The 18,997-nt window shown below is 70.9% G+C and carries 22 protein-coding genes and 1 pseudogene; 18 read left to right on the top strand and 5 right to left on the bottom strand.

Going from position 1 to position 18,997, the window contains the following annotated elements:
• The first annotated feature begins 55 nt into the window (after positions 1-55).
• From EPN98_RS16760 to EPN98_RS16750, 3 genes are all read left to right on the top strand, one after another.
• Positions 56-1,099 carry an alpha/beta hydrolase fold domain-containing protein gene (locus tag EPN98_RS16760; RefSeq protein WP_293364056.1) on the top strand — a complete coding sequence of 348 codons (1,044 nt, stop codon included), beginning with the start codon at positions 56-58 and terminating at the stop codon, positions 1,097-1,099.
• A 107-nt stretch (positions 1,100-1,206) separates the two neighbouring features.
• Positions 1,207-1,647, top strand: coding sequence for a universal stress protein (locus tag EPN98_RS16755; RefSeq protein WP_293364055.1), 441 nt, complete (start codon positions 1,207-1,209; stop codon positions 1,645-1,647).
• Positions 1,648-1,766: 119 nt separating this feature from the next.
• Positions 1,767-2,141: a hypothetical protein gene (locus EPN98_RS16750; RefSeq protein ID WP_293364054.1), complete on the top strand. Its 375-nt coding sequence runs from the start codon at positions 1,767-1,769 to the stop codon at positions 2,139-2,141.
• A 52-nt stretch (positions 2,142-2,193) separates the two neighbouring features.
• On the opposite strand, the gene EPN98_RS16745 is transcribed toward EPN98_RS16750, so the two are convergent.
• From EPN98_RS16745 to EPN98_RS16735, 3 genes are all read right to left on the bottom strand, one after another.
• Positions 2,194-3,468, bottom strand: a complete 1,275-nt coding sequence (locus EPN98_RS16745) for an NRAMP family divalent metal transporter (protein ID WP_293364053.1) — start codon at positions 3,466-3,468, stop codon at positions 2,194-2,196.
• Between the two features lie 191 nt (positions 3,469-3,659).
• Entirely contained in the window at positions 3,660-4,442 is a 783-nt protein-coding gene (locus EPN98_RS16740; protein WP_293364052.1) for a hypothetical protein, read from the bottom strand.
• Between the two features lie 309 nt (positions 4,443-4,751).
• Positions 4,752-5,147, bottom strand: coding sequence for a hypothetical protein (locus tag EPN98_RS16735; RefSeq protein ID WP_293364051.1), 396 nt, complete (start codon positions 5,145-5,147; stop codon positions 4,752-4,754).
• 143 nt (positions 5,148-5,290) lie between these two features.
• Between EPN98_RS16735 and EPN98_RS16730 the strand changes: the two genes are divergently transcribed.
• Positions 5,291-6,013, top strand: a complete 723-nt coding sequence (locus tag EPN98_RS16730; protein ID WP_293364050.1) for a hypothetical protein — start codon at positions 5,291-5,293, stop codon at positions 6,011-6,013.
• A 220-nt stretch (positions 6,014-6,233) separates the two neighbouring features.
• Here the strand turns inward: EPN98_RS16730 and EPN98_RS16725 are convergent, their stop codons facing one another.
• A complete protein-coding gene (locus tag EPN98_RS16725) occupies positions 6,234-6,902 on the bottom strand; it encodes a hypothetical protein (RefSeq protein WP_293364049.1) in 669 nt (222 codons plus the stop codon).
• A gap of 209 nt (positions 6,903-7,111) precedes the next feature.
• On the opposite strand from EPN98_RS16725, the gene EPN98_RS16720 reads away from it, so the two are divergent.
• From EPN98_RS16720 to EPN98_RS16680, 9 genes are all read left to right on the top strand, one after another.
• Positions 7,112-7,606: a hypothetical protein gene (locus EPN98_RS16720; RefSeq protein ID WP_293364048.1), complete on the top strand. Its 495-nt coding sequence runs from the start codon at positions 7,112-7,114 to the stop codon at positions 7,604-7,606.
• 141 nt (positions 7,607-7,747) lie between these two features.
• The gene (gene rplU, locus EPN98_RS16715) at positions 7,748-8,338 is read left to right on the top strand and encodes a 50S ribosomal protein L21 (protein WP_293364047.1); all 591 of its coding nucleotides are present in this window, start codon (positions 7,748-7,750) and stop codon (positions 8,336-8,338) included.
• A 33-nt stretch (positions 8,339-8,371) separates the two neighbouring features.
• Positions 8,372-8,647, top strand: a complete 276-nt coding sequence (gene rpmA, locus EPN98_RS16710; RefSeq protein WP_293364046.1) for a 50S ribosomal protein L27 — start codon at positions 8,372-8,374, stop codon at positions 8,645-8,647.
• A gap of 242 nt (positions 8,648-8,889) precedes the next feature.
• Positions 8,890-9,483, top strand: a complete 594-nt coding sequence (locus EPN98_RS16705) for a GNAT family N-acetyltransferase (RefSeq protein WP_293364045.1) — start codon at positions 8,890-8,892, stop codon at positions 9,481-9,483.
• A 19-nt stretch (positions 9,484-9,502) separates the two neighbouring features.
• Positions 9,503-10,042: a biotin transporter BioY gene (locus EPN98_RS16700; protein ID WP_293364044.1), complete on the top strand. Its 540-nt coding sequence runs from the start codon at positions 9,503-9,505 to the stop codon at positions 10,040-10,042.
• A complete protein-coding gene (gene obgE, locus EPN98_RS16695; RefSeq protein WP_293364043.1) occupies positions 10,039-11,076 on the top strand; it encodes a GTPase ObgE in 1,038 nt (345 codons plus the stop codon). Before EPN98_RS16700 ends, obgE begins: the two co-directional genes overlap by 4 nt.
• Positions 11,073-12,230: a glutamate 5-kinase gene (gene proB, locus EPN98_RS16690; protein WP_293364042.1), complete on the top strand. Its 1,158-nt coding sequence runs from the start codon at positions 11,073-11,075 to the stop codon at positions 12,228-12,230. The genes obgE and proB overlap by 4 nt, the downstream gene beginning before the upstream one ends.
• 31 nt (positions 12,231-12,261) lie before the next feature.
• Positions 12,262-13,815: an aldehyde dehydrogenase family protein gene (locus EPN98_RS16685; protein ID WP_293364041.1), complete on the top strand. Its 1,554-nt coding sequence runs from the start codon at positions 12,262-12,264 to the stop codon at positions 13,813-13,815.
• Positions 13,816-13,823: 8 nt separating this feature from the next.
• Entirely contained in the window at positions 13,824-14,495 is a 672-nt protein-coding gene (locus EPN98_RS16680) for a nicotinate-nucleotide adenylyltransferase (protein ID WP_293364040.1), read from the top strand.
• A 147-nt stretch (positions 14,496-14,642) separates the two neighbouring features.
• Here EPN98_RS16680 and EPN98_RS24555 read toward each other — a convergent pair whose 3' ends face one another.
• Positions 14,643-14,867 (bottom strand): hypothetical protein, encoded by a 225-nt coding sequence (locus EPN98_RS24555; RefSeq protein ID WP_366558489.1) that lies wholly within the window; start codon positions 14,865-14,867, stop codon positions 14,643-14,645.
• On the opposite strand from EPN98_RS24555, the gene rsfS reads away from it, so the two are divergent.
• The 5 genes and pseudogenes from rsfS to EPN98_RS16655 all read left to right on the top strand — a co-directional run.
• Positions 14,766-15,074 carry a ribosome silencing factor gene (gene rsfS, locus EPN98_RS16675; RefSeq protein WP_366558495.1) on the top strand — a complete coding sequence of 103 codons (309 nt, stop codon included), beginning with the start codon at positions 14,766-14,768 and terminating at the stop codon, positions 15,072-15,074. The two genes, EPN98_RS24555 and rsfS, sit on opposite strands and share 102 nt — an antisense overlap.
• Positions 15,075-15,192: 118 nt before the next feature.
• Entirely contained in the window at positions 15,193-16,581 is a 1,389-nt protein-coding gene (locus EPN98_RS16670; RefSeq protein ID WP_293364039.1) for an amidase family protein, read from the top strand.
• Positions 16,582-16,811: 230 nt separating this feature from the next.
• Entirely contained in the window at positions 16,812-17,852 is a 1,041-nt protein-coding gene (locus tag EPN98_RS16665) for an aspartate-semialdehyde dehydrogenase (RefSeq protein ID WP_293364038.1), read from the top strand.
• 10 nt (positions 17,853-17,862) lie between these two features.
• Positions 17,863-18,327, top strand: a complete 465-nt coding sequence (rlmH, locus tag EPN98_RS16660) for a 23S rRNA (pseudouridine(1915)-N(3))-methyltransferase RlmH (protein ID WP_293364037.1) — start codon at positions 17,863-17,865, stop codon at positions 18,325-18,327.
• A pseudogene (locus EPN98_RS16655) lies at positions 18,327-18,997 on the top strand (peptidase M24); the annotation flags it as partial. The gene rlmH and the pseudogene EPN98_RS16655, both read left to right, overlap by 1 nt.

Below are 18,997 nucleotides of genomic sequence, written 5' to 3'. Positions count from 1 at the left end.
TCCCCTACGGCGCCCTGCCACCGTCGACGCGACCGTCTCGCCGGAGCCTGCCGCCATGAACGACGTTCCCGTCTCCAAGCTCGTCCGCGACCCGCGCATCGATCCGCGCCTCAAGGCCCTGTTCGCCTGGCCCGACCGCCCCCCTGTCGGCGACATCAAGGACCGCGACACCCTGATCGCCGAGGCCAACACGCCCGAGGCGCTGGCCGCCGAAGCCGCCATGGTCATGCTGTTCAACGCCTGCGACACCGAGGAGAACGCGCCGCGGGCCGGCCTCTCCATCCGCACCGAAACCTACGTCTCGGCGCCCGACGGCAACACCATCCAGGCCGCCATCATCCGCCCCGACAACGACGAGAAGCTGCCCTGCGTGGTCTACCTCCACGGCGGCGGCATGCAGACGATGAGCGCCTTCAACGGCATGTACAGCGCCTGGGGCCGGATCATCGCCGCCCAGGGCCTGGCCGTGGTCATGCCCGACTTCCGCAACGCGCTGCGCCCCTCTTCGGCGCCCCAGGTGCTGCCCTTCCCGGCCGGCCTCAACGACTGCGTCTCGGCGGTGAAGTGGGTCCACGCCAACGCCCAGTCGCTGAACATCGACGCCTCGCGCATCGTGGTCGCCGGCGAAAGCGGCGGCGGCAACCTGACCCTGGCCACCGGCCTCAAGCTGCTCAAGGACGGCGACGTCGGCCTGATCCAGGGCCTCTATGCCCTGTGCCCCTACATCGCCGGCCAGTGGCCCCACCCCGACAATCCGTCGTCGGTCGAGAACAACGGCATCCTGCTCGAGCTGCACAACAACCGCGGCGCGATGGCCTACGGCATCGAAGCCTTCCATGCGAAGAACCCGCTGGCCTGGCCCGGCTTCGCCACCGAGGCCGACGTGCGCGGCCTGCCGCCGGTGATCATCAGCGTGAACGAGTGCGACCCGCTGCGCGACGAGGGCGTGAACTTCTACCGCCTGCTTCTCCGCGCCGGACAGCCGGCCCGCTGCCGCCAGATCATGGGCACGACCCACGGCGCCGAGATCTTCTCCATCGCCTGCCCCGACATCAGCCGCGACACCGCCGCCGACCTGGCCCGGTTCGCCCGGGGCTGAGATTCCCGGCCCTGGCGGCTTGCGCCAGATCAAGACGCAGCCCCGCCGCTGTGTCAGTCTGCCCTCGCGACGCCGCCCCATACGGGCGCGCGCGACGGGAGGGCCGCATGTACAAGTCCATTCTCATTCCGACCGATGGGTCGGCCTTCGCCACCAAGGGCGTCGAGGCAGGCCTCGCGCTCGCCGCCGCCCTGGGCGCCAAGACCTCGCTGCTGATGGTCACCGAGGACATCCCCACCTACGCCGGCCTCGACGGGGCCGCCTTCTCCGTGGCCTTCGCCGACTTCGACAGCTCGCAGGCCGAGCGGGCCGCCGCCGTGCTGGCCGCGGCGAAGCAGATGGCCGACGCCGCCGGGGTCGCGACCACCACCCATCACGTCTCCCGCTCCCAGCCGGCCGAGGCGATCCTGGCGACCGCACAGGGCCAGGGTTGCGACCTGATCGTCATGGCCTCGCACGGCCACCGCGGCGTGAAGCGCCTCCTGCTCGGCAGCCAGACCGCCGAGGTGCTGGCCCACGCCGCCATCCCGGTGCTCGTGGTCCCCTAGGGGCGCGAACGCCTTCGCCGGAACCTCTGCCATGCGTCAACCCGCCGCAGGGGTGACGCCGACGGCCTGCGGCTAACCGATCGACAACGAAGTCGGGGTTAGGACGCCGTCACCACCAGATGCTGTTCCTCCTGAACACCGACGTGATCTCCGTTCCGGCCGACGTCTCGCCGCCGGAAGGCTTCGAGGCGTTCCGGCGCCTGCCGAAGGACGCGGTCATCCCGACGGTCAAGGCCATCTTCGAGGAACACCCCCGGCTCGAGCGCGAACGCCCCGAGGTGGCGATCTGGCTGTGCAGCGTTCTCCTGGAGACGTTCCCGGGGGCCTGCGCGGCGCTGTTCTACCGCGATCTCAACACCGACCGCTTCATCGCCTGCGTGGCCGACGTGCCGATCCACCTGGTCGCCCGACTGTGGCGCTTCCAGCGCGACGGCCTGGAGATCACCGACGAGGTCTACCGCATGATCTGGAGCCGCGCGAAATTCCTCGGGTGAGCGGCGGCCGGGCGACCGGCCCGAACCCCCGCCTTGCCGACGCGCCGCGCCCTCATCGCCAGGCTGTGAACATGGCGATGGCCGCCGCCGCCATGCAGGCGGTGGCAACCCACCCCAGGATGCGCAGCGCGAGCGGCGCCACGAACGCCCCCATCGCGTCGCGTCGGGACGCCACGATCATCATCGCCGCCATCAGCGGGACCGAGATGACGCCGTTCAGCACCGCGCTCCAGAACAGCGCCCGGATCGGATCCAGCGGCGAATAGTCCACCGCCAGGCCGATCAGCACGGCCAGGCCGATCACCGAGTAGAAGCCCACCGCCTCGCGCGGCTTGTGCTCGAGCCCGATCCTCCAGCCCTGCGACTCGCAGATCGCATAGGCCGCCGATCCCGCCAGCACCGGGACGGCCAGCAGTCCCGTGCCGATGATGCCCAGGCTGAACAGGGCGAACGCCAGGTCGCCGGCGATGGGCCGCAGGGCCGCCGCTGCGTCGGCCGAGGTCTGGATGTCGGTCTGGCCCGCGGCGTGCAGCGTGACCGCGGTCGTCAGCATGATGAAGAAGGCGACCAGGTTGGCGAAGGCCATGCCGAGGTAGGTGTCCCAGCGGATCCGGCTGAGCTCCTGCGGCGCCTGTTCCGGGTGGTCGATCAGCGGATCGGTGGTCGGATCGGCCTCGTCGTCCTCGACCTCTTCCGACGCCTGCCAGAACAGCAGGTAGGGACTGATCGTGGTGCCGAACACGGCCACGATCACCGTGGCGGTGGCCCCTGTCAGAACGAGGTGCGGCGTCACCGTCCGCACCGCCACCTCACCCCAGTCGATCCGCACCGTGAGCACGACCCCGACGTAGGCGAACAGCGCCAGGGTGAGCCACTTCAGGAAGCGGACGTAGCGGTGATACGGGACCAGCACCTGCAGGCTCAGCGAGATCACCGCGAACAGGACGGTGAAGACGTGGCGTCCCCATCCCAGGGTCAGCTCCGCGGCCGCGCCCATGGCGGCCAGGTCGGCGCCGATGTTGATGGTGTTGGCGATGAACAGCAGCGACACCAGCACCAGCACCACCGGCGCCGGGAACACCCGGCGCAGATTGGCCGCCAGCCCGTGGCCGGTGACGCGCCCGATCCGCGCGCTGATGATCTGGATCGACGACACCAGCGGATACAGGAACGGCATGCTCCAGAGCATGTTCAGGCCGAACTGCGCGCCCGCCTGCGAGTAGGTGGCGATGCCGCTGGGGTCGTCGTCGGCCGCCCCGGTGATCAGGCCAGGCCCCAGACGCCGGAACAGCGCCGCGCGGCGGACCCGGTGGGTCGCCAGGCTCATCCCCTCCGGGCGTGGGGCGTGGGTGGCGGCCGGCGATCTTCGGCGCACTTCAACCATGGTCATCCCGCTTCCGCCGGCGCCCGTGAACGCTGCCGGCGCAAGGCCTATGCTCTGCACACCCGGCCTGCCGAGCGCCAGTCCAAACGCGGTTCATGATCTCAGGAGCGCCCGCGAGAGCGCCGCGCCCTGCGTCACACGAAGCGGAACGCCACGTTGGCCACCGTCGCCGTCTCGCCCACGCGGCGGCGGTCCCGCGCCTTCAGGTACAGCGTCATCAGCCCCCGGGGGCCGTCCCCGCTGGGCGTGAAGTCGATCCGCCGGTCGCCGAAGCGCACGCTGGAGCCGTCCAGCCGGCCCAGGAAGGTCGCCGCGGCGGTCCGGGCGATCGCCGCCGGATCCGGCACGGCCACCGCGCCGCCCATGATGTCCTCGGCGGCCTTGGGGTCGTTGTAGTCGCCGTGCAGCGGGTTGCCCCACCAGTTGTCCTCGGGCGTGTACTTGTAGAACTCGAACCGCGAGCCGAACGTCCGATAGTCGAACTGCATCAGGTGCTGGCCGCGGAAATCCGGGATCTCGAACGCCAGCTTGTGGCCGTTCGCCGCCGCTCGCGCCAGCAGGGCGTCGTCGTCATAGGTCTGCATCACCACCATGAAGCCGCCGTCGCCGCCGCGTTCGACGAAGAAGTCCTGCAGCTGGTGCTTCTCGCGGATCGGCGACACCACCTCCAGCAGGGTCGTGCCCACCCGGATCATCCGCGTGCGGAAGCCGAACGCCAGGGTGGGCTCGGGTCCCGGCGGCTTGGCCACGGGCTCCACCTCCAGCAGCGCGTAGAGCTGCCGGCAGACCGCGTCCATGTCCTTGGCGGCGATCACATAGTGACGAATGCGGCTGGGCCTCTCCACGGTCTTCTCCTGCGCCAGGGCCGGCGGCGCCAGGGCGGCCGCGGCCAGCGTCACGAGGGTCCGCCTGTCCATTCGGGTCCAATCCGCCACGGAGTCCCCCACTGCGTTCGGTTATGAAAGTCGCTCGACTTTACGGCCCCGCCGCCGCCGGGCAAGCGCTTTTGAAGGCCCCGCGGCCCAGTTCCTCCCCCTAAGGGGGAGGGGGCCCGCCGAAGGCGGCGGAGGGGCTTCAGCCCCAGGCCGAAGGCGCGCCGCCAAGGGAGATCGAGCCGTCCGTCCCGTTCCGACGGTTCCAGTTCAACGGAGGGCGCCGGGCGCCGGGCCGCAGCCGACGCCCGGCCCCAGAGAGGCCTGGAACAGAGAGGCCCGCAACAGAGAGGCCTAGAACAGCTCGTCGTAGCTGTAGGTCACGCCGCCTTCGTAGTTCTTGTACTGGCTGCCCTGGACCAGCCGGCCGGTCGGCGCGGTGTCGTGGTCGAAGGCGTTGCCGTCCAGCCGGAAGAACTCCTCATCCCGCCCGTACTTCAGCGCCGCGCCGGTGAACGAGGCGTCCTCCAGTTCGGGATTGCGCGCGATGATCTGGTCCAGCGCCGCCTGGTACCAGTGGTCCAGGTCGTCATCGACGCGGTCCGGAGTCTCGATCTTCACGAAGAAGAACGCGCGGTCCTCGCCATCCTCCGGCGTCAGGTCGAAGTAGAAGGTGACGTGGGACAGGTCCCTGGGCGTGGTGGGAAAGTGGTCGGCAGGCCCCTCGAGGGCGGTCAGGGCGTCGGACATGTCGGTTTCCTCCGGGGGTGAATGTCCCGCGCACTAGGTCGTCCCGAGCCTTAAGCCCCGGCCAATCCGAACCGTTAATTGAGGCTAACCCTGCCCCCGGGCGTCCGACCGCTTTTGACGCACCCGCCGTCCAAACTCCCGCCATGTCCGGCTTCACCCCCGCCCAACGCGCGGCCCTCCTGGAGCAGTTGCTCGTCCGCCGCGCCGCGGGCGAGACCTTCAAGGCCATCGCCGCCACCCCCGGCTGGCCCAGCCGCCCCACCCTGCGCAAGTGGCTGCGCAACCGCCCCGACCTCGACGTCCCGCCGCTGCGGGCCCGGCCCACCCGCTGGTCGGCGGCGCTGTCCCGCGACATCTGCCGCCGCGTTCTCGACGGCGAAAGCCTGCGCGCCATCTGCGCCGGCCCGGCCATGCCCGACCGCAAGTCCGTCCTGCAATGGGCCCGCGCCCGCCCCGGCTTCGCCGGGCGCCTGGCCGACGCCCGCGCCCGCTCGGGCGCCCCCGCCACCGGCCGCCCCAGCCGCTTCCGCCTGACCCGCGACATGGTCGTCAACGAGATCTGCCTGCGCCTGTGCGACGGCGAGACGGCCGAGCAGGCCTGCGCCGCCGATCCCGACTATCCGGGCCACCGCACCCTCTACGACTGGCGCCGCGACGATCCCGATATCGACCGCAAGGTGGCCGAGGCCTCCCGCATCGCCGCCGAGACGAAAGCCCAGGCCAACCTCCCCTGCATGCGCGCCTACCTCGCCGAAGTGGAGGCTTACCGCCGCTGGATCACCGAAACCGCCGCCCGACCCCCGCCCCCGAAACCCGAGACTCCGCCGCCGCGGACGAGCACCGCCCCCCGCCGCCGCAGCCCGTAGAACCGGAGGCGGCGGGGCCACCGCCGCACGCGCCGCGAGTTCCTCACCCTCAGGGGGAGGGGGACCGCCGAAGGCGGTGGAGGGGGCGTCCGCCGAGACGGAAGAGCCTCACCTCCCCGCGCGGCGGCCGGCGGGTGGAGGGGGCGGGCCGTGGGCAAGGCGGCTCTTCGGGACTGACCTGCGGAACAGGGGTGTTTGCCCGGGCTATCCGTTGACCCGCCTAATCCCGACCTCGCGCCAACCGGGTCTTCTCCAGCATCCACCTAACGCCGCCCACGATCATCATGCAGGCGCCGAAGACGCCGACACCCAGCGCCGCCAGGACGCCCAGGGACCGCAACACCCACTCGTCCTTCCAGACCATCGGATGCACCTCGAGGGTGATGCGGGGCCGCGCGGGCGCCAGCGCCGAAGCGTCGCGGTTCGACCGCACCTCGATGCGGTAGTCATGCCCCGGGCGCAGTCGTGCGGTCCCCAGATTCCGCGTGATCGTTGGCCCATAGGCCGCGGCCTGGCCTGACTCGGCGCGTCCGCGCTCCACCGGCTGCGCGCCCTCGTAAAGCACCCATTCCAGGTCGACCGGCGATGGCGTATCGCCGCAATAGGCGGGGCGCTCATAGTCCGGCCCGGTCAGGTCACGCGCGCCAAGCAGGCAGTTCGTGGTCTCGAACGGCATCACCCGCTCCACCTCAAGCCCCACCCCGTAGGGCTCGTTGTAGGCCGCGCGGAACACCGGCGAACTGGTCACGCCCGGCCGCAGGTCGATGGGAAAGCTCACGGCCACCGGCGCGCGGCGCCCCACGGTCTGCAGCCCTAGCCCGACGATCGCGGCGCCCAGGACGATGGCCGCGCCGCGCGCCAATAACCGACCCGACCCGTGCGCCGTCATGCGTCCCCATGTCCGGCCGCATCCCCAACGGGGATATAGCCCGCCCTGAAATCCATGGTTGATGCGAGCCTTGGGGCTGAGCCGTGTCAAGGACGCGCCTCCGGCGCGCCGCCCCGCGGCGGCCCTGCGGGCCGTCCTTGAGACGGCTCAGCCCCAAGGCAAACTCCGTCCATGGATTGAATGGCTCAGAGCGGCGGCTAAGCTTGGACATGAGCCGCGTCGCCGCCCCCTTGAGCCTCACCGCGGCCCTCGTGGCCGCCGCCGCCCCGACCCGCGCTGAACCGCTCGCCGCGCCGGTGGAAGGCCCGGCCCGGATATGTTTCCACGAAAGCGGGTTCGAGTTGGCCGCCGGCGAACGCATCACGGACTTCTCCGGAGGTATCCACGCCGCGAGCGTCACCGTGAGCGGCCCGCACGGCGGCTACACGGTCACGGAAGGCGAAATCTTCGTGACGCCCCGCGGCATGGGACTAACGGTCTACAGGACGCCGAAATTCCACATTCGCCGCGACGGGCAGCGCTACGCGGTCTTCGCCGCCACCAGCTTCAGCCCCGACGAACGGCGCCTTCTGATCTGGCTGTCCGGCCCCGCGCTGGCCCGCGCGCACCGGAAAGCGATCTTCCAGGGGATCTGGGTCGGCGATCCGGCCACGGCCAAGTGTGACCAAGGGTTCGGCTACGGGTGGAACTTCCTGGATCAGTGAGGCTCGAAGCGCCGGACGCACGCCCCACCGCCCCAATTGACTCCCCGCCATCCCTCTGTATAACCGCGCCTCCTCGTCCCCGGGCCCGTCTCGGGGGCGCAAACACGCTTTCAATTAAGAAGAAATACAAAGGCGCGAACGATGTACGCGGTGATTAAGACCGGCGGCAAGCAGTACCGGGTTCAGCCCGGCGACATCCTTGTGGTCGAAAAGCTCGATGGCGAACCCGGTGCGGCCGTTGCTTTCGGCGACGTTCTGCTGCTGGGCGACGGCGAGGCTGTGACGGTGGGCGAGCCCACTGTGGCCGGCGCTTCCGTGGCCGCCACCCTGATCGAGACCCGCAAGGGCGAGAAGGTGAAGATCTTCAAGAAGATCCGCCGCCAGGGCTATCGCCGCACCCGCGGTCACCGCCAGGCCGAGTCGGTCCTGCGCGTCACCGGCATCACGGCCGGCGGCAAGGAAACCAAGTGGGACGGCGAAGTGTCGCTGACCACCAAGGCCGAGTTGGACGCCCGGGCCCGCGGCCTGGACTTCGCCACCCTGAACGTGCCGAAGAAGGCCGTGAAGGCGCAGGCTGAAGCCCCGCTGGCCAAGGCCCTGAAGGCCGCGCCGAAGAAGACCGCCGCCGCGAAGGCCGAAGCTGCAGCGCCGGAAGCGGCCGCCGAAGCCAAGCCCGCCAAGAAGCCGGCCGCCAAGAAGGCCGCCGCCAAGAAGGACGACGCGGCCGAGTAATCGGACCGCCTCAGTTAAGGACAGGAGCACACAATGGCTCACAAGAAATCCGGTGGTTCGTCGCGTAACGGTCGCGATTCCGCGGGCCGCCGTCTCGGCGTGAAGAAGTTCGGTGGCGAGGCGATCAACGCCGGCTCGATCATCGTGCGTCAGCGCGGCACCAAGTTCTGGCCGGGCGAAAACGTCGGCATGGGCAAGGACCACACCCTCTTCGCGCTCGTCACCGGTGCGGTGAAGTTCGTGACCAAGGCCAAGAACCGTACCTACGCGACGGTGGTGCCGGCCGAGAAGGTGATCGCAGCCGAATAGGCGGACCCTGCCTTTCTCCGGGTCCGCCTCACCAGAATGGGCGGACCGGACAGACGACCTTCGCGGGGAGTCCGGTTTCGCCGGGCTCCCCGCAGTCGTTTCAGGGCCTCGCAGAGCGCGTTCAGCGAAAGTGGGGCCGGTTTCGCGTTCGAACGCGCTCAACTCTTGAAGTTGGCGCCTTCCGGGCGGCGAGCCGGTTCCCACCTCGCCTGAAGGCGCCAGAAGGCCGGGAGGTAAGTGAAATGTGCGCCGTCGATGTCAGACCCTGCATAGGGACCGACCGCCTGATCCTGCGGGGCGTCACCCGCAACGATGCGGCCGCCGTGGCCGAGCTCGCCAACGACCTGGGCGTCGCGGGGAACACCTCGCGGATGCCCTACCCCTATCGTCCGGCCGACGCCGAGGCCTTCGTGGCCGCCGCCGAGCGGGCCGATCCGCGCCATGAGGCGACCTTCGCCATCGAGCATCGCCAGTTCGGGCTGATGGGCGTGCTGGCGTTCGACCGGAACGAGGCCCCCGCCATGGGCGCGCCCATGGCGGATTCTTTGCCAGGTTCTCGTTCGCATAGCGAACGGGGCCGAAGCGAGGTGGGCTACTGGCTGGGCCGGCCGTTCTGGAACCGGGGCTATGCGACCGAGGCCCTGACCGCGGCGCTGCGCTGGGTGAAGTTCGACTGGCGCCGCCACGTGATGTGGGCCGGCCACTTCGCCGACAACAAGGCCTCGGGCCAGGTGCTGGTGAAGGCGGGCTTCCTCTACACCGGCGACATCGAGCAGCGCATGAGCGTCGCCCGCGCCGAGCCCGTGGCCACGCGCATGATGGTCTGGCTGGCCTGATATGGTATCGGCTCCCGCCATGACCGCCGCCGCATCCCGACGCCGCGCCCCCGCCGCCCACCCGCTGCCCGTCCAGGCGGCGATCGTGGTGGCGGGCGTTGTCGGCATGGCGGCGGCGTCGCGGGTGGCGTTCGACATCGGGCCGGTCCCGATCACGCTGCAGACCTATGCGCTGTTCGTGCTGGCCGGCCTGTTCGGCGGGCGGCTGGGGCTGGGCATCGTGCTGGCGTGGCTGGCGGCGGCGGCCTTCGGGCTGCCGGTGCTGGCCGGGGGCGCCGGCGGCTGGAAGGCCGTGGTCGGGCACACCGCCGGGTTCCTCGCCGGGATGGCCGCCGCGGCCTGGGTCTGCGGCGAGGGCGCGGCCAAGTGCCGGAGCTGGGTGTCGCTGACCGCCCTGTTCGTGGCCGGCCATGCCATCGTGCTGGCCGTCGGCTGGGCGGGACTGGCCAGTTTCCTCAGCCCGGCCAACGCGTTCGAAAGCGGCATCCTGCCGCTCCTCCCCGGCGCGGCCGTCAAGTCGCTGGCCGCCGCCCTCACCGTTCGAATGCTCGCCCGATGAAGTTTCTCGACCAGGTCAAAGTCTACGTCCGCTCCGGAAACGGGGGCGGCGGCGCCGTGTCGTTCCGGCGCGAGAAGTACATCGAGTACGGCGGCCCCGACGGCGGCGACGGCGGCCGCGGCGGCGACGTCTGGATCGAGGCGGTCGAGGGCCTGAACACCCTTATCGATTATCGATATCAACAGCACTTCCGCGCCGGCACCGGCGTCCACGGCATGGGCCGCAACCGCCACGGCGCCGCCGGCCAGGACGTCGTCCTGAAAGTCCCCGTCGGCACCGAAGTCCTCGACGAGGACAAGAATCTCATCGTCGACATGGACCACCCCGGCCAACGTGTCCTCCTGGCGGCGGGAGGAAATGGCGGATGGGGGAATGTGCACTTCAAGGGGCCAGTCAATCAGGCCCCACGCCATGCAAATCCCGGCCTCGAAGGCCAGGAGCTGGCCATCTGGCTGCGGCTGAAGCTGATCGCGGACGTCGGTCTTGTCGGCTTGCCTAATGCGGGCAAGAGCACCTTTCTTGCCGCGGCCAGTGCGGCGCGCCCGAAGATTGCCGATTATCCCTTTACGACCTTGGCGCCCAACCTGGGCATGGTCGACCTGTCGGTGGGCGAGCGATTCATCCTGGCCGACATCCCGGGCCTGATCGAGGGCGCCAGCGAGGGCGCGGGGATCGGGACGCGGTTCCTGGGGCACGTGGAGCGCACCGCAGTTCTGATCCACTTGGTGGATGGGACGCAGGAGGATGTGGCCCAGGCCTGGCGGACGGTGCGCCATGAGCTGGAAGCCTATGGCGAGGGCCTCGAGGACAAGACCGAAATCCTGGCGCTGAACAAGATCGACGCGCTGGACGAAGAGACCATCGCTGAGAAGGCCGCCGAGCTCGAGGCCGCGGCCGGGGTGAAGGTGCGGCGGGTTTCGGGCTTCGCGAAGATCGGTGTGACCGAACTGCTGCGCGAAGCCTACGCCCTGGTGCAGGCGCGCAAGGGCGAGATCGCCGCCGAAGAGGCCGGCCCCGAGGACTGGGCGCCTTGAGCGAGCTGGCCGCCGCGAAACGGGTGGTCGTGAAGGTCGGGTCGGCCCTGCTGGTCGGGCCCGACGGCGCGGCGCATGGCGCGTGGCTGGCCGACTTCGCCGCCGACGTCGCGCGTCTCAGGGCCCGCGGCCAGCAGGTGCTGGTGGTGTCGTCCGGCGCCGTGGCGCTGGGCCGCCGACGGCTGGGTCTGGGGAAGCGGGCGCTCTCGCTCCCGGAGAAGCAGGCTTCCGCCGCCGCGGGACAATCGGCGCTGATGCGGGCCTGGGAAGAAGCGCTGGCGCCCCTGGGCTTCACCTGCGCCCAGGTCCTGCTGACCCGCGACGACACCGAAGTGCGCCGCCGCTGGCTGAACGCACGCGCCACCGTCGAGACGCTGCTCGGGCTGGGCGTGATACCGGTCATCAACGAGAACGACACCGTCGTGACCGAGGAGATCCGGGTCGGGGACAACGACCGGCTGTCGGCGCGGGTGGCCCAACTGGTGGGCGCCGAGGCGCTGGTGCTGCTGTCGGACGTCGAGGGACTCTACACCGCCGACCCGCGCCGCGATCCGTCGGCGACCCTGATCCCGCGCGTGACCCACCTGACGCCCGAGATCGAGGCCATGGCCGGGGGCGCGAACGCCCAGGCCGGTGTCGGCACCGGCGGCATGGCGACCAAGCTGGAGGCCGCGCGGATCGCCAGCCAGGCCGGCTGCGCCACGATCATCACCCTGGGCACGCGCCTGTCGCCGCTGAACGCGATCGAGGGCGGGGCCAACGCGACGGTTATCGAGGCCGAGACCAATCCCCGCGCCGCCTACAAGGCCTGGATCGCGGGATCGCTGGCTCCGGCCGGCGCGCTGACCGTCGACGCGGGCGCGGCCGCGGCGGTCCGACGGGGCAAGAGCCTGCTGCCGGCGGGCGTCCGGTCGGTCGAGGGGCGCTTCGACAAGGGCGACGCCGTGGTCATCCGCGATGAGGCTGGGCGGGAGATCGCCCGCGGCCTCGTACGCTACCCGGCCGAACATGCTGCTCGCCTCTGCGGGCTCAAGTCCGACGCCATCGAGGCGGCGCTGGGCTACTCGTCCGGACCGCTGGTCCACGCCGACGACCTGTCGGTGGCCGCTCACGCGGGGACACCCGGGGTAGCAGCCGCCGCGCCGGGCGCGTAGTAAGGCTCAAGTTGAGCATATGGGGTCCGGGGTGGACGACAGCGGCGCAGCGCGGACGAACGGACGACTGGAGGCGCTCGCGCCCGGCCAGGCGATCCCGTTCGGCGGCGACCGCGTCGCCTATGTAAGCCCGGAACTGGCGGCGGCCTTCCGCCCCGGCGACAGGCTCGTCGTGGTGCAAGACACCGGCGACCTGCTGCACATTCCCGCCGCCGAGCACGCCGCCGCCCAGGGCGCCGTCGGGCGCGCCGCGGCCGCTTTCACCCGCATGGGCGAGGTGACCGATGCGGCCATCACCGCCTTCTTCGACACCTTTGCCGCCCGGCTGGCCGACGACGCCGCCTGGGCCGCCATCAGCGCCGCCAACGCCGCCGACGTCGAGAGCGCCAGGGCCCGGGGACGGTCCACCACGCGGCTGGCCGCCTCGGACGCCATGCGGCGCGACATGATCGCGGGCCTGCAGGCCTGGCGCGACGCCGAGGCCCCGCGGGGCCGGGTGCTGGAGCGCGTCGACCATCCCGGCTGGTCGGTGACCCAGGTCATGGCGCCGCTGGGACCCGTGGGCTTCGTCTTCGAGGGCCGCCCCAACGTCTTCGCCGACGCCACCGGCGTGATCCGCGCGGGCAACACGGTGGTCTTCCGCATCGGCTCGGACGCCCTGGGCACGGCGCGAGCCATCGTCGCGAACGCCCTGGACCCGGCGCTGGCCGAGGCCGGACTGCCCGAAGGCGCGGCCGTCCTGGTGGACTCCGCGGCCCACGCCGCCGGCTGGGCCATGTTCGCCGACAGTCGGCTGGCGCTGGCTGTCGCCCGCGGGTCCGGCCCGGCGGTGTCGCAACTGGGCGCCATCGCCAGGCAGGCCGGCACGCCGGTCAGCCTGCACGGCACGGGCGGCGCCTGGATGGTCGCCGACGCCACCGCCGACGCCGAGCGCTTCTACGCCGCCGTCTACCACTCGCTGGACCGCAAGGTCTGCAACACGCTGAACGTCTGCTGCATCGTGCGCGATCGGGCCGACGAGTTGGTCCCCGTGTTCCTGCAGGCGCTGGCGCGCGCGGGCGAGCGCCGCACGGGCTGCAAGCTGCACATGGCTGAGGCCGACTTCGAGCGGCTGCCCGAGGTCTGGCGCGTCGCGCGCACCACCGTGGTCCGCGCCCACGGCCCGGTGGAGGAGGCGCTGGCCGAGCCGGTCGCTGACGCCGACCTGGGCCGCGAGTGGGAGTGGGAGGAGACCCCCGAGGTCAGCCTGAAGATCGTCGATGACGTCGCCGAGGCCGTGGCGCTGTTCAACACCTACAGCCCCCGCTTCGCCGCCTCGCTGATCTCGGAGGATCCGTCGGCGCACGCGCGCTTCTACGAGACCATCGACGCGCCCTTCGTCGGCGACGGCTTCACCCGCTGGGTGGACGGCCAATATGCGCTGAACAAGCCCGAGCTGGGCCTGTCCAACTGGGAGAACGGCCGCCTGTTCGCGCGCGGCGGCGTGCTGGCCGGCGACGGCGTCTTCACGGTTCGGGCTCGCGTGCGGCAGACCGATCTCGACCTCGACCGCGGGGGCGCGCCCACCCCGCCCCGTCAGAGCTGACCGGGCGCATGTGGTTCGCAGGCCCGGCGCGCCGCGCGCCCGTCGCCGGTCGCCCGCAGGCGCTGCGCCTGGGATTCAGCCTGACCCGCGGGATGAAGGTCGGGCTGTACGGCGGCTCGTTCAATCCGGCCCATGACGGTCATGCCCACGTGGCCGAGACCGCCAAGCGCCGGCTGGGACTGGACCGCGTGGTCTGGCTGGTTTCGCCGCAGAATCCGCTGAAGTCGCGACACGAGACCGCCGACCTGGACGAGCGCATCGCCGGCGCGCGGGCCCTGACCCAGGGCATCGACATGATCGTGGTCGGCGCCGAGACGAAGCTGGGGTCGACCTACACCATCGACACCATCCGCAGCCTCAAGGCCCGTTACCCAGGCGTCCACTTCGTGTGGATCATGGGCGCGGACAGCCTGGCCACCTTCCATCGCTGGAGGGGCTGGACCCAGATAATGCAGGAGGTCCCGGTCGCCGTGGTCTCGCGCCCGTGGATCTCGCTGAAGAGCCGCTTCTCACCCGCAGCCCTGCGCTTCGCCCGCTTCCGGGTTCCCAGCCACGCCGCCGTCCGCCTGGCCGGCAGCAAGACGCCGGCCTGGTCCTTCCTGTTCGGACGCTTCAACTTCCAGTCCTCGACCGCCCTTCGCGAGCGCCAGCAGCGCGCGCGGCCCCCCAGCAAGGGATAGCCTTCGCCCGTGCGGGGCCGGCGGGCGGACGAGGGGGCAGCCCCTCTCGCGGCGATCGGGAACACGCGAGACAGCCCGCGGCTTGATGTCATGCGACGGCGCCTGACCCGGGCCGCGTCCTGTGATAGGGTCCTAGGAGCGTGGACATCATAAGGAGCAACCCCGCTGAACCGTGAGATTGCGCAATCTGCGCACGAGGCCCCGGCCGACGCCGAAGCCTCCCATACTGACCCGGCCCCCGGCGGCATCGAGGATCTGATCCTCAACCGGCTGGACGACGATCAGGCCCAGGACGTCGTCTTCATCGACCTCAAGGGAAAGAGCCCCGTCGCCGACGGCCTCATCGTCGCGTCCGGACGTTCGCAGCGGCATGTGGGCGCCATGGCCGACCACCTGCTGCGGTCGCTGAAGGACGCCGGCTACGGAAAGTGCCGGGTCGAAGGCATGCCCAGCGCCGACTGGGTGCTGATCGATGCGGGCGACGTCATCGTCCACCTGTTCCGCCCCGAAGTCCGCAGCTTCTACAACATCGAGAAGATCTGGTCGGTCGAGACCGGCGGCCACCGCCAGGCCGTCTAAGCCCGCGTTTCCCTCTCCCCTCGCGGGAGAACGTGGCCTGCGCCGCGCTTGTGCAGTCGCGCGCGGCTGGACTCTCTCCGGTCCGTGGCGGCACGATCACGTCAGGGAGAAACGCGACATGTCCGAGACGCTGAACCGCGACCTGCTGGACCAATCCGCCGGCGAGATCGTCGAGGCGCTGGCCGGCCGCAAGGTGGGCGCGCTGGAGCTCACCGACGCCGCCATCGCCCGCATCGAGGCCCGCGACAGCACGATCAACGCGGTCGTCGTCCGCGATTTCGAGCGCGCGCGCCAGGCGGCCCGGGCTGCAGACGCGGCGCTGGCCCGCGGCGAGCGTGGCCCGCTGTTGGGCCTGCCGATGACGGTCAAGGAAAGCCACAACGTCGAAGGCCTGCCCACCAACTGGGGCAGCCCGGCCTTCAGCGGCTTCGTGGCGGAGACAGACTCGGTGGCCGTTACGCGGCTGAAGAACGCCGGCGCCATCATCCTGGGCAAGACCAACGTTCCGCCCTTCCTCGCGGACTGGCAGAGCCACAACCCGGTCTACGGCCGCACCTGCAATCCATGGGACCTCTCCCGTTCGCCCGGCGGCTCGTCGGGCGGCAGCGCCGCGGCGCTGGCGACAGGGATGTCGGCGCTGGAGCTGGGCTCGGACATCGGGGGCTCCATCCGGGTGCCGGCCGCCTTCTGCGGCGTCTTCGGTCACAAGCCCACCTGGGAACTGGCGCCGTCCCGGGGGCACGCCCCGCCCGGCCTCGATCCCGGCCCGACCACGCTGGCGGTGATCGGCCCTCTGGCCCGCAGCGCCGCTGATCTTCAGCGCGCCCTGGACGTGATCGCGGGCCCGGAGCCGGATGTCGCCAAGGGGTATCGCCTGGACCTGCCGCCGCCCCGTCACGCCGACCTCGCCGACTATCGCGTCCTGGTGCTGGACAGCCACCCTCTGGTCGAGACCGACGACGAGATCCGCGCTGCACTCGACAGCGTGGCGGCCCGCCTGGACGACCTGGGCGTCCAGGTGTCGCGCGGCAGCGATCGGCTCCCCGACCTGGCGGCGCAGCACGGGGTCTACATGGGCATCCTGGGCGCGGCCATGTCGCGCGGAACACCGGGCGGCACGACCATGAACGCTCACGAGTGGATGGGCCTTCTCGACGCCCAGGTGGCCTTCCAGCGACGCTGGTCCGCCTTCTTCGAGCGTTTCGACGTGGTGCTGACGCCCACCATCGGCGTGACGGCGTTCCCGCACAACGACGATCCCGACACCCAGAGGCGCACCCATACGATCAACGGCAAGCTGACGCCCTATTTCAGCCAGATCGCGTGGCCGGGCGTGGCGCTGCTGCCCAACCTGCCGGCCACGGCGTTGCCGATGGGGTTCACCCGCGGCGGGCTGCCGATCGGCATCCAGGTGATGGGCGGGCACCTCGAGGACCGCACCACCATCGCGTTCGCGGGCCTCCTGGAGCGCGAGTTCGGTGGCTTTGTCCCGCCCCCGCCGATGTGATCTCACCCATCGAGGGCTTTACAGCGCCGCCTCCTGCCGCTAGAGGCGGCGCGATGTTCGCGTCCGCGCAAAAAATTACCCGCAAAATGACGACCCGCTCCGGCGGGGCGTTTGCGGGTGCGCGCGACTAGCAGCACACTCCCAAAGCGCTCCGCCCGATGTGCGGGGCGCGCTCTTCCAAAGCAAAGCCACCTCGCACTTCGGGCCTCAAACTCAAGAGGACACCGACGATGCTGACCCAGCCTTCCTACCGATCCCTGCGAAATCCCGTCGTCGCCATCGTGGGCGCGACCGGCGCCGTGGGCGCTGAACTGATCCGCTGCCTGGAAGACCGCGACTTCCCCGTCCAGGGCCTGCGCCTACTGGCCTCGGCGCGTTCCGCCGGCAAGGTGCTGCAGTACCGCGGACAGGACCTGATGGTGGGCGAGGTCGGCCCCGACAGCTTCAAGGGCGTGCAGCTGGCCCTGTTCGCCGCCGACTCGGACACCTCGCGCAAGTACGCCCCCGTCGCCCAGGCCGCCGGCGCCGTGGTCGTGGACAACTCCTCGGCCTTCCGCATGGACCTCGACTGCCCCCTGGTGGTGCCTGAGGTGAACCTCGAGACCCTGGCCAATCATCGCGGCGTCATCGCCAATCCCAACTGCACCGCCATCATCCTCTGCATGGCCGTGGCCCCGCTCCAGCGCCGCTTCGGCCTGCGTCGGCTGCAGGTGGCCACCTACCAGGCCGCCTCGGGCGCCGGTCAGCCCGCCATGGACGAACTGGTCGCCTCGACCCAGGCCTATCTGGAAGGCCGCGAGTACAAGCCCCAGGTGCTGCCGCACCCGTACGCCTTCAACGTCTTCAGCCACAACGACACCGTCGACCTGCAGAGCGGCTACAATGGCGAGGAGCTGAAGGTGATCGCCGAGACGCGGCGGATCCTGTCCAGCGGCGCCCTGCCGATCGGCGTCACCTGCGTGCGCGTGCCCGTGCTGCGCGCCCACACCATCGCCGTCACCGCCGAGCTGGACGCCCCCGTGCCGCCGGCCGCCGTGCGCGAATGCCTGGAAGAGGCGATGGGCGTGCGCATCGTCGACGACCGTGAGCGCAATTACTTCCCGATGCCGATCGAGGCGCAGGGCCAGGGCGACGTGCTGGTGGGCCGCATCCGGCGCGACCTGGGCGACCCGTCGGGCCGCTCGGTGGCGATGCTGCTGGCGGGCGACCAGCTGTTGAAGGGCGCCGCCCTCAACGCGGTGCAGATCGCCGAACAGCTGCTGGTGGCGTAACACTGCCCGCGTGAGGATCTGCATCGTCGCCATCGGCCGCCTGGCCCGCTCGCCCGAGACCGAGCTTGTGAAGCTCTATCTCGAGCGGGCGACCGCGGCCGGGCGGTCGCTGGGCCTGGGACCCGTGGAAGTGGTCGAGGTCGAGAGCCGCAAGCCAGGTAAGGCGGCCGAGGCCGAGGCGCTTCGGGCCCATCTGGCCGACAGCCACGTGATCGCCTGCGACGAGCGGGGCAAGGCCCGGGCCAGCCGCGCCTTCGCCGAGGAAATAGGGATGCTGCGCGACCGCGGCGTGCGGCGGCTGGTGTTCCTGATCGGCGGCGCCGACGGGCTGGACCCCGAGCTGGTGAGGACCGTCCAGGGCACGCTGGCGTTCGGACCCCAGACCTGGCCGCACGCCCTGGCGCGGGCGATGCTGTGCGAACAGGTCTATCGGGCAGTCTCCATTCTGGCCGGATCACCGTATCATCGGGACTGATGCCTCGCCTTCTCACCCCCGTTCTGGCCGTTGGGGCCCTCGCCGCCCTGGCGCTAGGGGTTGCGGCGCTGGCGGCGACGTCCAGTCTGGAGCGGCTGAACCTGGCCGAGACCGAACTTTCGGTCGACCAGGGCGTCAACATGCACCGCCTGTCGCGCCTGTTGTCGGTCCTGGAACAGCTGAAGCGCGACCCGCCCCCGGCCCTGCTGGTCTCGCCGCAGGACGCCAAGGACGCGGTGCGGGCCGCCATCCTCGTCAAGGCGCTGACGCCGCAACTGCAGGGCCGCGCCCAGAGCTATGCCGAGGGCGCGACCGAAGTGATGCGCCAGCGCCGGCTCGCGGCCGTGCAGAGCGAGGCGCTGTTCGAACGCGACAGCCTGGCCGCCGAGGCCCTGCCGGAGCCTGACACCTCGGTGGATTTGCGACTCCGAGGCACGGTCTCAGGCGACGCGCCCATCCTGACGCCGCCCGCGCGCCTGGTCCTGCCGACGCAGGGACCCATCATCCGGCGGTTCGGCGCGCCGCTCACGGGAGGCGGCCGATCGAACGGCCTGACGCTGTCGGCGGCCCACGGCGGGCGCGTCGTCAGTCCGGCCGCCGGGCTTGTCCAGTACGTCGGCCCCGTAAAAGGCTGGGGCGTCATCGTGATATTAAGACTAGCGGGCGGACT

Origin of the sequence: Phenylobacterium sp. (assembly GCF_004299445.1) — a bacterium.
Classification (GTDB): Bacteria; Pseudomonadota; Alphaproteobacteria; order Caulobacterales; family Caulobacteraceae; genus Phenylobacterium.
This window is presented reverse-complemented; position numbering and strand designations above follow the sequence as displayed.

Coding starts and splice junctions, on each gene's coding strand:
- EPN98_RS16760 (WP_293364056.1), top strand. CDS start 56: ATGAACGACGTTCCCGTCTCCAAGCTCGTCCGCGACCCGCGCATCGAT.
- EPN98_RS16755 (WP_293364055.1), top strand. CDS start 1,207: ATGTACAAGTCCATTCTCATTCCGACCGATGGGTCGGCCTTCGCCACC.
- EPN98_RS16750 (WP_293364054.1), top strand. CDS start 1,767: ATGCTGTTCCTCCTGAACACCGACGTGATCTCCGTTCCGGCCGACGTC.
- EPN98_RS16745 (WP_293364053.1), bottom strand. CDS start 3,468: ATGAGCCTGGCGACCCACCGGGTCCGCCGCGCGGCGCTGTTCCGGCGT.
- EPN98_RS16740 (WP_293364052.1), bottom strand. CDS start 4,442: ATGGACAGGCGGACCCTCGTGACGCTGGCCGCGGCCGCCCTGGCGCCG.
- EPN98_RS16735 (WP_293364051.1), bottom strand. CDS start 5,147: ATGTCCGACGCCCTGACCGCCCTCGAGGGGCCTGCCGACCACTTTCCC.
- EPN98_RS16730 (WP_293364050.1), top strand. CDS start 5,291: ATGTCCGGCTTCACCCCCGCCCAACGCGCGGCCCTCCTGGAGCAGTTG.
- EPN98_RS16725 (WP_293364049.1), bottom strand. CDS start 6,902: ATGACGGCGCACGGGTCGGGTCGGTTATTGGCGCGCGGCGCGGCCATC.
- EPN98_RS16720 (WP_293364048.1), top strand. CDS start 7,112: ATGAGCCGCGTCGCCGCCCCCTTGAGCCTCACCGCGGCCCTCGTGGCC.
- rplU (WP_293364047.1), top strand. CDS start 7,748: ATGTACGCGGTGATTAAGACCGGCGGCAAGCAGTACCGGGTTCAGCCC.
- rpmA (WP_293364046.1), top strand. CDS start 8,372: ATGGCTCACAAGAAATCCGGTGGTTCGTCGCGTAACGGTCGCGATTCC.
- EPN98_RS16705 (WP_293364045.1), top strand. CDS start 8,890: ATGTGCGCCGTCGATGTCAGACCCTGCATAGGGACCGACCGCCTGATC.
- EPN98_RS16700 (WP_293364044.1), top strand. CDS start 9,503: ATGACCGCCGCCGCATCCCGACGCCGCGCCCCCGCCGCCCACCCGCTG.
- obgE (WP_293364043.1), top strand. CDS start 10,039: ATGAAGTTTCTCGACCAGGTCAAAGTCTACGTCCGCTCCGGAAACGGG.
- EPN98_RS16680 (WP_293364040.1), top strand. CDS start 13,824: ATGTGGTTCGCAGGCCCGGCGCGCCGCGCGCCCGTCGCCGGTCGCCCG.
- EPN98_RS24555 (WP_366558489.1), bottom strand. CDS start 14,867: ATGCCGCTGCGAACGTCCGGACGCGACGATGAGGCCGTCGGCGACGGG.
- EPN98_RS16670 (WP_293364039.1), top strand. CDS start 15,193: ATGTCCGAGACGCTGAACCGCGACCTGCTGGACCAATCCGCCGGCGAG.
- EPN98_RS16665 (WP_293364038.1), top strand. CDS start 16,812: ATGCTGACCCAGCCTTCCTACCGATCCCTGCGAAATCCCGTCGTCGCC.